At 61.6% G+C, this 12895-nt stretch carries 13 protein-coding genes and 1 pseudogene; 7 read left to right on the top strand and 7 right to left on the bottom strand.

Going from position 1 to position 12895, the window contains the following annotated elements; all coding sequences use genetic code 11:
• The first annotated feature begins 33 nt into the window (after positions 1 to 33).
• Positions 34 to 692 (top strand): annotated as a pseudogene (locus tag H3H55_RS18160) (2-hydroxychromene-2-carboxylate isomerase).
• 37 nt (positions 693 to 729) lie between these two features.
• Here H3H55_RS18160 and H3H55_RS18155 read toward each other — a convergent pair.
• Complete coding sequence (locus H3H55_RS18155) at positions 730 to 1713, bottom strand: LysR family transcriptional regulator (protein WP_193099646.1); 984 nt, start codon at positions 1711 to 1713, stop codon at positions 730 to 732.
• A gap of 101 nt (positions 1714 to 1814) precedes the next feature.
• Here H3H55_RS18155 and H3H55_RS18150 point away from each other — a divergent pair, with 101 nt between their 5' ends.
• Positions 1815 to 3047: an MFS transporter gene (locus H3H55_RS18150; protein WP_193099645.1), complete on the top strand. Its 1233-nt coding sequence runs from the start codon at positions 1815 to 1817 to the stop codon at positions 3045 to 3047.
• Between the two features lie 426 nt (positions 3048 to 3473).
• The gene (locus tag H3H55_RS18145) at positions 3474 to 4166 is read left to right on the top strand and encodes a phosphatase PAP2 family protein (RefSeq protein WP_193099644.1); all 693 of its coding nucleotides are present in this window, start codon (positions 3474 to 3476) and stop codon (positions 4164 to 4166) included.
• Between the two features lie 100 nt (positions 4167 to 4266).
• Here the strand turns inward: H3H55_RS18145 and H3H55_RS18140 are convergent, their stop codons facing one another.
• The 6 genes from H3H55_RS18140 to H3H55_RS18115 all read right to left on the bottom strand — a co-directional run bounded on the left by H3H55_RS18140 (position 4267) and on the right by H3H55_RS18115 (position 10977).
• Complete coding sequence (locus tag H3H55_RS18140) at positions 4267 to 4926, bottom strand: glutathione S-transferase family protein (protein ID WP_193099643.1); 660 nt, start codon at positions 4924 to 4926, stop codon at positions 4267 to 4269.
• 127 nt (positions 4927 to 5053) lie between these two features.
• A complete protein-coding gene (locus H3H55_RS18135; RefSeq protein WP_193099642.1) occupies positions 5054 to 6124 on the bottom strand; it encodes a rhodanese-like domain-containing protein in 1071 nt (356 codons plus the stop codon).
• 764 nt (positions 6125 to 6888) lie between these two features.
• Positions 6889 to 8610, bottom strand: coding sequence for a hypothetical protein (locus tag H3H55_RS18130; RefSeq protein WP_193099641.1), 1722 nt, complete (start codon positions 8608 to 8610; stop codon positions 6889 to 6891).
• Between the two features lie 53 nt (positions 8611 to 8663).
• Positions 8664 to 9143: a hypothetical protein gene (locus tag H3H55_RS18125; RefSeq protein ID WP_193099640.1), complete on the bottom strand. Its 480-nt coding sequence runs from the start codon at positions 9141 to 9143 to the stop codon at positions 8664 to 8666.
• Positions 9140 to 10621 (bottom strand): dsDNA nuclease domain-containing protein, encoded by a 1482-nt coding sequence (locus H3H55_RS18120; protein WP_226800293.1) that lies wholly within the window; start codon positions 10619 to 10621, stop codon positions 9140 to 9142. Before H3H55_RS18120 ends, H3H55_RS18125 begins: the two co-directional genes overlap by 4 nt.
• On the bottom strand, positions 10621 to 10977 hold the full coding sequence (locus H3H55_RS18115) for a hypothetical protein (RefSeq protein ID WP_193099639.1): 357 nt from the start codon (positions 10975 to 10977) through the stop codon (positions 10621 to 10623). Before H3H55_RS18115 ends, H3H55_RS18120 begins: the two co-directional genes overlap by 1 nt.
• Positions 10978 to 11004: 27 nt before the next feature.
• Here H3H55_RS18115 and H3H55_RS18110 point away from each other — a divergent pair, with 27 nt between their 5' ends.
• Genes H3H55_RS18110 through H3H55_RS18095 form a run of 4 tightly spaced genes read left to right on the top strand, consistent with a single transcriptional unit; the run spans position 11005 to position 12884 of the window.
• Positions 11005 to 11421 (top strand): PAAR domain-containing protein, encoded by a 417-nt coding sequence (locus H3H55_RS18110; protein ID WP_193099638.1) that lies wholly within the window; start codon positions 11005 to 11007, stop codon positions 11419 to 11421.
• Between the two features lie 3 nt (positions 11422 to 11424).
• Positions 11425 to 11928, top strand: coding sequence for a DUF4123 domain-containing protein (locus H3H55_RS18105; protein ID WP_193099637.1), 504 nt, complete (start codon positions 11425 to 11427; stop codon positions 11926 to 11928).
• On the top strand, positions 11921 to 12394 hold the full coding sequence (locus H3H55_RS18100) for a hypothetical protein (RefSeq protein ID WP_193099636.1): 474 nt from the start codon (positions 11921 to 11923) through the stop codon (positions 12392 to 12394). The genes H3H55_RS18105 and H3H55_RS18100 overlap by 8 nt, the downstream gene beginning before the upstream one ends.
• Positions 12309 to 12884 carry a restriction endonuclease fold toxin 5 domain-containing protein gene (locus tag H3H55_RS18095; protein WP_226800291.1) on the top strand — a complete coding sequence of 192 codons (576 nt, stop codon included), beginning with the start codon at positions 12309 to 12311 and terminating at the stop codon, positions 12882 to 12884. Before H3H55_RS18100 ends, H3H55_RS18095 begins: the two co-directional genes overlap by 86 nt.
• The last annotated feature ends 11 nt before the right edge of the window (positions 12885 to 12895 follow it).

Here is a 12895-nt window from a genome sequence, read left to right as displayed (position 1 = left end):
TGGGCGCACCCTGCGCGCAACCGCCAACCCGACATGCATGAGGGGCATCCGCCATGAACGCCGCGCGCACCGCCACCTGGTATTTCGATTTCGTTTCGCCGTTCGCGTACCTGCAGCAGGAACAGTTCGACCGGTTGCCGCCCGCGGCCGCGTTCGACGCGCGGCCGATCGTGCTCGGCGCACTGCTCACGCACTGGGGCCAGAAAGCGCCGGCCGAGATCGCGGCGAAACGCGTCTTCACCTATCGTCACGCGCAATACCGCGCGGACAAGCTCGGCATTGCGTTCCGGATGCCGCCCGCGCACCCGTTCAACCCGATCAAGCCGCTGCGCCTCGCGATCGCGATGGGCAGTACGCCCGACGCGATCCGGCGGATCTTCCGGCATATCTGGCGCGACGGCCAGGACGTGTCGACGCCGGAAGGCTTCGCCGCCCTGTGCGAAGCCGTCGGTTTTCCGGAAGGCGTAACGGCCGTCGAAGCACAGCCGGTGAAGGACGCGCTGCGCGCGAACACGGATCAAGCGATCGCGCACGGCGTATTCGGCGTGCCGACCTTCGAACTCGACGGCGACCTGTTCTGGGGCGAGGATGCGACCGACATGTTCGCCGACTGCGCCACGTCGCGCGCGTGGCTCGACTCGCCCGAGGTGCGCCGCATCAGCGCGCTGCCCGAAGGGATCCGGCGCGGCTGACCGCGCTGCGCCAGCCGGCGTCCAGCGACGCCCTGCATCAGACGTCGCGCCCTTCGACAAGCCCCGGCACGGCCTCGCGCATCATCGCGACGAACCGCACGAGCCGCGACGGATAGAACTGCGCATGCGGGTAGGTCAGGTAGACGGGCAGCGGCGCGGCCTGCCACTCGGGTGCAAGGTGCACGAGCTCGCCGCGCGCAAGGTGGTCGGCCAGCATCCATGACGAACCGACGCACGCGCCGACACCCAGCAGCGCCGCGCTGCGCAGCGCGTACAGGTTCGCGGTCGTGATGCGCGGACGGATCGCGATGCGTCGCGTCTCGCCCGTGACGGCGTGCGTCAGCGCCAGCTCGGTCCGGTAATACGTGCGCAGTGCAAGCCACGGCAACGCGGCCAGCGCGGCGGGGTCGGCCGGCACGTCGGTGCCGTTCAGCACGGACGGCGCGGCGACCACGAAGCGCGGCACCTTCGTCAACCGGATCGCGACCACGGACGGATCGGTCGGCTCGCCGACCTGGATCGCGCAATCGATGCCGCTGCCGATGAAATCCCGCACCTCGTCCTGCAGCAGCCATTCGACCGACACGCGCGGATAGTCGCGCAGGAACTGCGCGAGCGGCCCGACGAAACGCTCCTGACCGAACGCGTGCGGCACCGCGACGCGCAGTAGCCCGTCGGGCTCCTCCTGCGCGCCGCGCAGGTCGGCCTCGAACGCCGCCCAGTTGGCCAGCAGTTCCTTCGCACGCTTGAAGCAGCGCTCGCCGTCGACGGTCAGCCGCATCGTGTGCGTCGTCCGTTGCAGCAACCGCATGCCGAGCGAGCGTTCGAGCGCCTGCAGCCGCCGGCTGATCGTCGGCTGCGTCGTATGCAGTTGCGCGGCGGCAGCCGACAGGCTACCGGCCTCGACTATGCGTACGAAGGTTTCCATCAGCTCGAAACGATAGCCGGCGCCGTCCACCGGCACTGCCTGAACGCGCGAAGACCCGCCAGCAGCGGGAGAAGCGGAAGATTTTTCAGTCATTCGTGCAGCGTATAACAAATCTGCGCAAGGCGGCACTACCGTGGTCGGCCGCGCGCCGCCACACTCGCGTCCATCCCGTTATCCCACCAAGGATGCACGCCATGTCCACCCCGACCCGTCTCGACGCCGCGCCCCTCGTGGCGCAAGCCCCGGCCCGCCCGGCCGCCCCTTCGACGCCCGATCGCCGGCTCGTGCTGCTGCTCGCGGCCGCCGCCGGCCTCGGCGTCGCACCGCTCTACTACGCGCAGCCAATGCTCGGCGCGCTCGGGCCCGATCTCGGCGCGTCGGCGCGCGCGATCGGCTTCGTGCCGACGCTCACGCAGCTCGGCTATGCGCTCGGCATCCTGCTGCTCGCGCCGCTCGGCGACCGCTTCGACCGGCGCCGCGTAATCGCGACCAAGGCCGCCTCACTGGTCGTCGCACTGCTGCTTGCCGCCGTCGCGCCGTCGCTCGGGCTGCTGCTCGCGGCGAGCTTCGCGATCGGCCTCGCCGCGACGATGGCGCAGGACGTCGTGCCGGCCGCCGCGACGCTCGCGCATGACGCGCATCGCGGCCGCATCGTCGGCACGGTGATGACAGGGCTGCTGCTCGGCATCCTGCTGTCGCGCGTCGTGGCCGGGTTCGTCGCCGAGACCGCCGGCTGGCGCGTGATGTTCGCACTCGCGGCTGCCAGCGTCGCCGCGATCGGTGTCGTGGCCGCGCGCGGGCTGCCGCACTTCGAGCCGACCACGCGCCTGCCGTATCGCGCGCTGATCGGGTCGCTCGGCGCGTTGTGGCGCCATCATCCGGAGCTGCGTCGCGCCGCGCTTGCGCAGGGGCTGCTGGCCATCGGGTTCAGCGCGTTCTGGTCGACGCTCGCGGTGATGCTGCACGGCGCGCCGTTCCACCTCGGCAGTGCGGCCGCGGGCGCTTTTGGCCTCGCCGGTGCCGCCGGCGCGCTGGCCGCGCCCATTGCCGGGCGACTGGCCGATCGTCACGGCCCCGAGCGCGTCACGCGCATCGGCATCGGCATCGCAACGCTGTCGTTCGCATCGATGGCCGCCGCGCCGCTGATGTCGCCGCATGCGCAGCTCGTGCTGCTCGCAGTCGCGACGATCGGCTTCGATCTCGGCGTGCAGGCGACGCTGATTGCGCATCAGGCAATCGTCTATCGAATCGATCCCGCGTCGCGCAGCCGCCTCAACGCGGTGCTGTTCGTCGGCATGTTCATCGGGATGGCGGCCGGCGCCGCGATCGGCAGTTTGTTGCTCGCGCAACTGGGCTGGAATGCGGTAACCGCGCTGGCCGTCGCGACGTCGCTGGCCGCGCTCACCGTGCGGGTCTGGCGCAACTGACTCGGCGTCGCGCAGCCAACGCGGGCAGGCCCACAGGGCTTGCCCGCCTTTTCTTTTATTTTCGATCGGCGCATGCATCGCGCTGCGCGGCCCGACAGATTCGCGTGGTCGGCAGCCCGCATTCGTTCATCCGGCGCAAGGTCCGCGACGGCCCGCCGAATTGTCCAGTTGAACCAAATATTTTTCCGGCAGCCGTGCAAATGCGCGCGCAAACGTCGGACGATTCGACGCTGCCGCGCCGTACGGCGCGCTCCCATCCGGCCCCGCCACGCAGCCCCGTTTTATCAGGGGATTCCCGGTATTTTTTCGGATTTTCTTCGAAATAACGGGTGACATACTTGCCCCCCGTTGCGCTCCGGTGCGAGCGCGCTTTCAGATCCTGCCGGCCGCATGTCTTGCGCTGCGCATCCGTCGGGGTCGCAGAACATGAACCATTTCGACACCACGATCCAGATCTTCCTCACCCACGTGACGTTCGGCCCGCTGATGAATCATGCGATCCGCGTGATCGCGGGCCTGTACACGTTCAAGGGCTTCGTGCTCGTTCCCGTGCTGTGCTGGCTGTGGTTCCAGCCGGGCCCGAACCGCGAGCGGCAGCGCGAGCTGGTCGTCGCGACGATCGCGAGCGGACTCGTCGCGCTCGCGATCGGCCGGCTGCTCGCGCAGGTGCTGCCGTTCCGCGTGCGGCCGATCTACAACCCCGACCTGCACCTGCAGTTTCCGTCGGCTGGGCTGCGCGCGGCGACGTTGCAGGCATGGAGTTCGTTTCCGAGCGATCACGCGATGCTGTGGATGGCGATCGCGACCGGCATCTTCATCATCGCGCGCCGCGCCGGCGTGTTCGCGCTGCTCTATTCGGCCGTATTCATTTGCCTGCCGCGCGCGTACCTCGGCTTTCACTACCCGACCGACCTGATCGCGGGCGCCGCTATCGGCATCGCGATCGCCTGGCTGCTGACGCGCGACGCGGTCCGGTCGCGCTTCGCGCCACAGGTGCTGGAGATGATCCGGCGCTTCCCCGCGCCGGCCTATACGCTCGCGTTCCTGCTGTGCTTCGAGTTGATCACGCAGTTCGACGAACTGCTGACGCTCGCGCAGTCGGCCACGCACACGATGTGACGGGCGGGCGCCGCGATGCTGCCGTTACTGTCCTTCCGTCGCCCGGGCTCGCGCTGCCGGCCATGCGCGGCGGCGGCACGCCGCGCGACGGCCGCGCATGTCAGTCTCGATCGGGCGCGCCGAGCGGAAAGAACGACCGAAACGGCCGCGCCTCGTCGACCGCGCGCGCGAACGACGGCCGCGCCAGCAGACGCTTGCGATACGCAATCACGTTCGCAAACGACGGATCGATCCGGTGGGTCCAGTCCGCGTAGAACAGGAACGGCGCCGCGCCGCAATCGGCGAGGCTGAAGCGGTCGCCGGCCGCCCATTCGCGATCGGCCATCTTCTTGTCCAGCCACGCATACGACGTGTCGAGCATCGCGCGCGCATCGGCGACACCCCGCGGATCGCGCTCGTCTTCCCGCCGCAGCGCGTTGTACACGACCTTTTGCTGCGGCGTCGACACGTAGTTGTCGAAGAAACGATCCATCGCCCGCACCTCGAGCGCCGCAAGCGGATCCTCGGGCAGCAGACGCACGGGGCCCGGATGGTTCAGGCCGAGATACTCGATGATGATCGACGCCTCGACCACGGTGCGACCCGCATCGACGAGCACCGGAAAGCGCTTCAGCGGCCACAGCGCGGTCAGTTCCTGCATCGGCTTCGGATCGTCGTGCGCGAGCAGGCGATACTCGAACGGCGTGCCGTTCTCGTACAACGCGGTCAGCACCTTCTGGCAGTAGGACGAAAAAGGATGGGCGTAAAGCATCGGCATCATCGCGTGACCTCTCAGGGATTTCGGCGCCGCGTCATGCGGCACCCTATGAACGGATACCTTGACGACGAACGGCGCCGGGCCGTTTCGACATCGGTCCGGAATTTTTTTGTCGCGCAACCTCCGGCCGCTACGACCGGCCGTCCATCACGACGCGCCCTTCGGCGCGCCAGCGCAGCATCCCGCCGCCGAGATTCGCGACCGCGTCGAAGCCGGCCTTCAGCAGGATCACGTTCGCCTGCGCGGACCGTCCGCCGGCCCGGCACACGGTCACGACCGGCCGGTCGCGCGCGATCTCGCCGGCGCGCGCGGCCAGCTCGCCGAGCGGGATCGGCGTCGCGCCGGGCAGGTGGCCGAGCGGGCCCGTGAATTCGTCCGGTTCGCGCACGTCGACGACCTGCACAGCCTGCAGATGATCCTCGAGCCATTGCGGATCGATTTCCCAGAAGCCGGCGAACGTGTAGACGAGCGGCGCCCAGTCGGGCGCCGCCTGCGCTTCGGGTGCGTTCGCGGCGACGCCGCATTGCAGGTTCGCCGGCACCGCGACGTCGATCTGGCGCGGGTGCGCGAGCCCGAGGTTGTGCATGTAGCCGGCGAAATCGTCTTCGCTGAGATCGCCGCCGAGCCGCGGATTGAAACGCCGCTCCTCGCCGACGCTCGTCACCGTGAGGCCGCGATAGTCGTGCGCCGGGTACAGCAGACACGCGGCCGGCAGCGTGAAGAGCCGGCCGTGCACCGCGCGATACAGCGCGCGCGGGTCGCCTTGCTGGAAGTCGGTGCGGCCCGTGCCGCGGATCAGCAGGCAATCGCCGGTGAACGCCATTGATTCGTCGTCGAGCACGAGGCTGATGCAGCCGCTCGTGTGGCCGGGCGTCGTGCGCACGGTCACGTAGCGCGCGCCGAAGGTGCAGCGGTCGCCGTCGTTCAGGTAGCGGTCGGCACCCTGCGCGCCGCTCGCGGCCGAGATCGCGATCGCGCTGCCCGTGCGCTGCTTCAGCAGCCACGCGCCCGTCACGTGATCGGCGTGCACGTGCGTGTCGACGGTCGCGACGAGCCGCAGCCCGAGCTCGTCGAGCAGCGCCACGTCGCGGCGCACCTGCTCGAACACAGGATCGATCAGCAGCGCTTCGCGCGACCCGCGGTCGGCGAGCAGATAGGTGTAGGTCGACGATTGCGGGTCGAAAAGTTGCCGGAAGATCATCGCGAGGTCGCTCCGTCGCCTGTTCAGGTTGGTGTTGTCCGGCCGGTACGCTGCGCCCCGCCGAGCAACCGGCGCCGCGCCTGCCGCGTTTCGCACATTCATACAGCGTAGATCAAAATGCGCGCGCCGCCGTACCCTCCGCGGCAACCGATTCCGATGACGAATGACGCGCGGCGGGACGATTCGCCGCGCCTAGACGGTTGCGCACGCTGCCTTACACTACGGCCTGCTCTCGTCCCCGCTCACAGGAATTCCACCAATATATCGATGACGATCGATCACCGACAAAGACATGTAATCCATTGATCTTTAAACATTAGTCTCGCGCCGGTCAGAACGCAGGCTATGCGGATTTTGCTGATCTTTATTGAATTTCCAAACTATCTATCTTTGTCGCAGGCACAGCTTGGTCACAGTTCTCAATAATCGCTACTGACCCGTTGCCGTCATTCAGCTCTCCGCGACGGCAATGCCCATCCTCACTTGGGTAGCAGCAGTTACTCAGATCGAGCGTCGACACATGCGCGGAGTATCGCAGCAAGAATCGGCACAAAATAACTGTTCCATGTCGAATGCAAAGGGGACACTCGAGTGACGACGTCTTCGATCAAACCGATGACTGATATGGCCGGTTGCAGAAGGATGCAGCCACTCGTTGCCGCCCCTCAGCAGATGGTCAACGTTGGCACCCGTCGAACGCTACGCAGAAGCTGCGGCCAGTCAGGTAGGGGCTCACTGTCCACCCACGCTGACTACTCGCATGCCTAGTTGCCAAGGAAATCGGCGTGTGTTCCCAGATACATCGGATGGTCCAATCCCTTGTACATCGGCAACCAGCGCTTGTCTTGCTGTCCAGTCGGGTGGTCGTACTCGGTCGACGAAAGGATGAGCTGGGCATTGTTTGCTGCGCAAAGACTCTCAAGCTTGCACAGGTAGTTGGCTAGGTCCTCAGTATGGAGCTCTTGCTGCTTCGGCGTATCCAAGATGAGGAACCTGAACGGGCGTGATGGCTCGGAGATGTACGCCTCGAACAGCGCGGCGTGGATAGCCAATACTAGGCGAATTTTCGTGCTACCTGAGAAGAGGTCCAGCGATTCGCCGTTGAACTTGAACCGGAGTTCCAAATCGATGTCGACGTTCCTCGACACATTCTGGGCATCCAATATGTCCATCCATTTGACAGCCAACTCGCGCAGTTGGAGGCGCAGTTTGTTGAACTCATTGTCGGCTCGCCCGCTATTAGACAAGCTATCGATGCGATCCTGAATGCGCAAACGCTCCACTTCCAGTTTGAAGAGCTTGGAGCGTTCCTCCTTGAGTGCAGCAATTCGTCCGAGTTCAGCCTGGGTTTCCACCATCTGTTTCGTCAGCGCCTGCACCGCAGTCACCAATTGGTCGACGCCGGCCGCAGCAGGCGAGTCCAACTTGTCCACTAGCACTTGACGCTCCTCGCGCAAATCTTTCAAGACCTCTTCGAGTTGCTCAATTCGCATTTCCGCTCGCAACGCATTTCGGTCCAGATCTTTGATCTGATCGCGCAGATAGAGCAGATTTTTCCCGTACGACTCGGTACTACCGATAAAAAGGCCGCAATTTGGAACACTACAAATCTCATGGAACGAGGAGAATACTCGACGGGCTTCTTCGTTGAGGCCGAGAGTCTTAATCTCACCTTCAATCTCGGTTCGTATTGCATCGATCCCCGAGACTCGATTTTGAACATCGGAAAGCTCCATTCGCTTTGCACGAATCTGTTGGTCCTTTTGCCGAAGAAGATCGTTGAGGGTAGAATTCGCCGTACCCTTCGCGTCAACCGAATCACGTAGCGATTCGACTTGTGTGACCAATTCAGTGGCACGATGCTGAAGCGCTTCCTCGTGGGCTGAGCTGTCGTCAACGCCTCGGGATTGAAACTCAAATATACGTTGAGAAGCAACGATCTTCCGTGTCTGCGCCTCCAGTGCTGCCTTCTCAGTAACGAGATCCTTTTTGACATCAAACGAGTGCTTGGGGTTCAGGCCAAATACGAAACGGACCATCTCCACGAATTGGTCCAAAATAAACGAGCTCGCCGATTTGTAGGCTGCGGTGTAACCATCGCCTTGATTCAAATAGAAAACTGGCAGAACCGTGGATATGTAGGGTTGCGCGGCATCACCCTTGTTTGATAGAAGCCGAGGCGGCTGCAGGCCAAGTGCCTCGAAGAGTGCTATGGAAAACGAGCCCTCATTAAAGTGTTCTGACTCTTCGCCACGATAGCCCAGGATGGCGTGAAATTCGCGATTACTGGTCCCCAGAATTCGGCGAATGACCAATGGCTCCCCATCGTGGTCCGCCTCCAGCGTCACGGAAGCGCATTTTCCGAATATTTCATCACGAAACTTTGGCGGGAACCCCAAGCTCGCAGCAAGAGATTGAATGATTGGTGTCTTGCCGCTGCCGTTCTTTGCAAAGATAAGCGTGGTTCGCCATCCAAATTCAAGCAACGGGCTTTCCCAGCCGTTCTGTCCGAGCGGCTCAACTTTGAGTGACCGCAGCCTCAATTTACTTCCCCCCTAATTCGAGCTTCGTCTCTTATATATTGATAGCTCAGCTCGATAGTTTTCATAGACATGGCAAGCAAGCTTTCGCCCGCGATGGCATCTTGATAGACCTTTTTACCAAGTTCGGTGGCCGAAATCCGTCGCGTATGTTTGTCCACGGCAATCTGTTTGGTGGTTTCCAGGAATGTCAGCGCTTTAATGGTTCGAATGCGTAAGTTACCCGACCAGCCTATATCTTGCGATGATCCTTTGAAGCCAGCCACCGTGCGTTCGAGGCATTCACCAACCAGCTGCCCAATTTCCGGCAATAGCGGTTTAGCCGTCCCCTTTGTAATCGCCAGAATTGTCATCGCCAACAAAGGTAGATGAAAGAGTGCTTCATTGCTCAATGAGTGCGCCGGAACCGACAACTCGGCAGGAAGGTTCAAGCGAATATCGAGCCTGGCCGCTTCATCGAAGAATTGGGTAGCATTCATCGTGACGCCCTCCGAACAATCGATGCACAAAAACCACCAAGTAACAAATCAATATCCAGCGGTGGGAATTTCTTGGCAAGGTCTGATCTGAGCACTTCTTCTACCTGTTTTCGAAGATCGCCAAGAGCACTGCCGCTAAGAATCCACGCCTTACATTTGGTGTCAATATCTTCGAGCAACAGTCCGAGGTCGAATTCTGGGAACGTATGTCGCGCCGTACGAAGCCAGACATCCCAAGAGACCTTCGCACGGGACGCAGTTTCAATCATGCTCTCGGGCGCGCCAGCCGTCTTCAATTGTCGTTGCAAAATGGACGCGGCTTTAATTGCCGCGGGATCGCCCCCATCAAGCAGGTTCTTATAAACTTCAGTGGAAATGCTTAGGACTTTTAGGAGATCGCCAAGCCCAATTCCCGCAATAATTTCTATTTGTTCTTTAGTGAGTCCACCAATCGGAGCACAAGATTTTGATTCGACGAGGTTGACGAGACTGTTTGCTATCTCGTCAACCTCGTGTTTGTGCAGGTCAATTTCACTATGCTTCCAAATTGCGTTTCGCGCAGCGTCTGCAAAAGGTTCAAGGGTTTCACCAAGATACGACACTTGCAAGAAAGTAAGCTTCGACTTCGCTGCCTTCAGCTCATCGTCAGACAGCGGATTGCTTGGCGAGAAGATTTCACAAAATTTGTCTATTAATTGAGTGACGTAAGCACGGTTGGATTTCCCGACCATGAGACCCTCTCGGACCTCAAAGACATCATCCTGAAAGTGAACATTGCTAAGAACAGTTGCCCCTCGACACTGCTCTCCAAACTCTATCGTGTGAACAAGAAGTTTTCCAGCAATGCTGTTTCGAACTGCAGCGAGCTTTTCCTGAGTGTCGAGTTTTTCCCTCTTCTTCAGCGAGAAAACCTCGTCGACCTTCCACTGTTGATTAGCTCGACCCTTTGTCTTGACTTGGAAGAAGTGATATTCGATGGAACCGCCAACGTTGCGCCGCACGACAAAGTCATCGTGATAGTCGCAGTAAACGCGATCAACATCCTTGCCGCTAAGAATCTCCAGAGCTGCGAATGCTGCAGCTTGAAACTGCATTCGAAAGCGATTGGTCGTCTCTCGGCCGACGGTTTCCCGCGGCGCTTTGTCATGGATAATGTCCATGTTCTCTTCTCTCATCCCCCGGACTACCGTGCGCGCTATTTTTAACAGATTTGCGCGCGCAGCACCATCCCGTTTTCCATGCCGCCGAGGCGGAAGGATAAACGGGCTTACGCCAACCATGTACCCTCGCCACCAGTGGAGGCGGAGGGCGGTCGAGAAGATAACAGGATGGCTTTCCATGACTGTATAAATATACAGTATTTTGGTTTTCGACGCAGGAGCCGTGATGCCCAGTGATTCCCACGTCGCGGACTGGCTTCTGGGCTGCCCTTGCTCTCCGCGACCTTTTAGGTTCATGTCGGCGGGAGCAGTGCTCATCAGGGGCCCGTGATTGCGTTGCCGCAGGCTGCATGCATGCAGCGGCCGGTAAGTTCCAGCGCCTGACATGGAATGAATTGCACGACTTGTCGAGCGCACCCAATTTCAAGAAAAATCGATCGCTTGCGATAGAGCAACGGTTTGTGCTGGAAGTCGTTCATGTGCGCCGAACACTGCGGCTGATGGAAAAAATGGTCTGCGCCGCCGAACTGGAATAGAAGAAGAACGGCTCGCCCGACTTGTTCGCACTTGACCAGCTCCGCCGCCTGATCGACGGCACTCGCTTCGATTGACAATAGTTGACTGAGTGCGAGATAGCCAACGGTCGGCCTCTCTCCCGGAAATGGTAAATTCATACGAAAACCACACCTACGAGAGAACATATGGCCCGAGCCATGATCTGCGTCGGCGACACGACGACGCATGGCGGCCGCGTGCTGGAGGGCAGCGCGACCGCGACCATTGACGGGAAACCCATTGCAGGCGTCGGGCACATGGTGCTTTGCCCGCAGTGCAAGGGGGTCTTTCCGATTCTGCCCGCGACAGGTCGGCGATATCCACACACCTTTGACGGGCGCGAAACCGCCATCGAGGGCATGAAGACCGCGTGCGGGGCGACATTGATCGCATCGCAGTCGTCCGCCACGCTCGACGACGTCGGATCCGGCGAAGCGACGACTGGCGGCGCAGTCGCTGCCGTCGCAGCCACTGCGGCAGCGCTTGCCCCCTCGCCCACGCTCTGCCTCGAATGCCTGAAAGCTGCGGCAGAGAATGCCGCGACGATGATCGCGCGCGGGTAGAACATGACCGAGAATTCGATCGAAGCATTGTTCATCAAGCGGCAACAGCAACTGACCATGAAGGTGCACCTGTACGCCCTAGTGGACGGCCTTCTTTACGCCGACGCAGCCAACGGTTCGTCACCTCAACGATCACAGGCGGCCGCCGCACTGTTCGACAACACGTCCGATGCGTCGCTGGCCGATGCCGGGCCGTGGCTAGTCGACTATGAGCGCGCATCCGGCCGCATCCGACAAGCGCTCGCCACGATGGCCAGCAGCCCCACTGGCGTGTCCTGGCTGATCAGCGCATACCCAATCGAATCGCTCGCTGACGATCTGCGCAGTCGCCTCGACGTACGTCTCCCGGACGGCCGCACTGCCCTTCTGCGGTTCTACGATGCTCGCATCATGCCCGACATGGCGTCGCTGATGGAATTCACCCAGCGTATGCAGTTCTTCGTGCCGACGTTCAACTGGCTCGTCGAAGCGAATGGAAAACTGAGGGGAGTACACCCGCATGCTTGAGCTGACAAGCGAACAGGTCGCCGGCCTTGCCGAGATCGACGCGCGCGGATACGTCGAGCGCGTCAGGCAGGATCTCGTCAAAGCTGATCCGAAACTTGCCGACGACAGCACGCTGCCCACGCGACTCTGGAATGCCTACGTCGCTGCACGACAGCTCGGCATCCAATCGGACGAAAACGTCGAGGCGTTTCTGCGAATCGAAGCGTACGCACCGAGCTTCTACACGAAGCCAGCCACGCAAGCGTGGCTCACGCGGCCCGGTCGATCACCAGACGAACGATTTCACGATTACTTTCGCGTCATAAAGTGGCGCGTCGAACATCCGGAATACAACGGGGGACTTGAGAATGGCAGCAGCACTTCCACTACTGGAGGGAGTATTGGCGGAACTTGGGCCGGTTTTGGCGCGAGCTGGCGCCGCCTTGTTGGGCGGGGTCGGACTGGCGGGGACGGCGAGCCTGTCTAGCGACACACCGAAGGACGAGACTAAAGCCAAGACCGACGCCAAAGCAGTTCCGCGCACGGGAGAAAAATGCAAAAAATGTCCACCCGAAGAAACCGGCGTCCCGGAAAACAAAAACCACAGCATGTCAGCGCGCTCCCGCAAGTACCAGGGGCGAATAACCGGGCGGCCGTACAACATCAAGGAGGGATGGAGCGAAGAGTGGGTTTGGAGCGGCACGGAGTTCGATGGTTTTGTGCCAGCGGAATGCCTACTTCAAGAGGCCAAGTCACACTATGCTCAGTTCCTTCGACGCAATGACGAAGGCGAAATGAAGGCTCAAACGTGGTTCGAGGGATACGATTCCTTGTTCAAGCAATTGAACAACCAAGCGAAGAAGGTAAGCCTGAACCCGCCATCCCGCTTGAAGTGGTACTTCGAGGAAGCTGAATTGCGAGAGTACATGCTTCCAGCACTCATCGAGAATGAAGTAGCATCCGTCTGGCAACCGTAACCCGCGACGAT

Origin of the sequence: Burkholderia sp. Z1, from assembly GCF_014893795.1 — a bacterium.
Taxonomy (GTDB): Bacteria; Pseudomonadota; Gammaproteobacteria; order Burkholderiales; family Burkholderiaceae; genus Burkholderia; species Burkholderia theae.
Note: the sequence above shows the minus strand (reverse complement) of the source record. Positions and strands in the feature narration are given on the sequence as shown.

What these genes read in the sequence shown, in the direction of transcription:
- H3H55_RS18155 (WP_193099646.1), bottom strand. Translation starts at nt 1,713, where the DNA reads ATGACTGAAAAATCTTCCGCTTCTCCCGCTGCTGGCGGGTCTTCGCGC.
- H3H55_RS18150 (WP_193099645.1), top strand. Translation starts at nt 1,815, where the DNA reads ATGTCCACCCCGACCCGTCTCGACGCCGCGCCCCTCGTGGCGCAAGCC.
- H3H55_RS18145 (WP_193099644.1), top strand. Translation starts at nt 3,474, where the DNA reads ATGAACCATTTCGACACCACGATCCAGATCTTCCTCACCCACGTGACG.
- H3H55_RS18140 (WP_193099643.1), bottom strand. Translation starts at nt 4,926, where the DNA reads ATGATGCCGATGCTTTACGCCCATCCTTTTTCGTCCTACTGCCAGAAG.
- H3H55_RS18135 (WP_193099642.1), bottom strand. Translation starts at nt 6,124, where the DNA reads ATGATCTTCCGGCAACTTTTCGACCCGCAATCGTCGACCTACACCTAT.
- H3H55_RS18125 (WP_193099640.1), bottom strand. Translation starts at nt 9,143, where the DNA reads ATGAATGCTACCCAATTCTTCGATGAAGCGGCCAGGCTCGATATTCGC.
- H3H55_RS18120 (WP_226800293.1), bottom strand. Translation starts at nt 10,621, where the DNA reads ATGAGCACTGCTCCCGCCGACATGAACCTAAAAGGTCGCGGAGAGCAA.
- H3H55_RS18115 (WP_193099639.1), bottom strand. Translation starts at nt 10,977, where the DNA reads ATGAATTTACCATTTCCGGGAGAGAGGCCGACCGTTGGCTATCTCGCA.
- H3H55_RS18110 (WP_193099638.1), top strand. Translation starts at nt 11,005, where the DNA reads ATGGCCCGAGCCATGATCTGCGTCGGCGACACGACGACGCATGGCGGC.
- H3H55_RS18105 (WP_193099637.1), top strand. Translation starts at nt 11,425, where the DNA reads ATGACCGAGAATTCGATCGAAGCATTGTTCATCAAGCGGCAACAGCAA.
- H3H55_RS18100 (WP_193099636.1), top strand. Translation starts at nt 11,921, where the DNA reads ATGCTTGAGCTGACAAGCGAACAGGTCGCCGGCCTTGCCGAGATCGAC.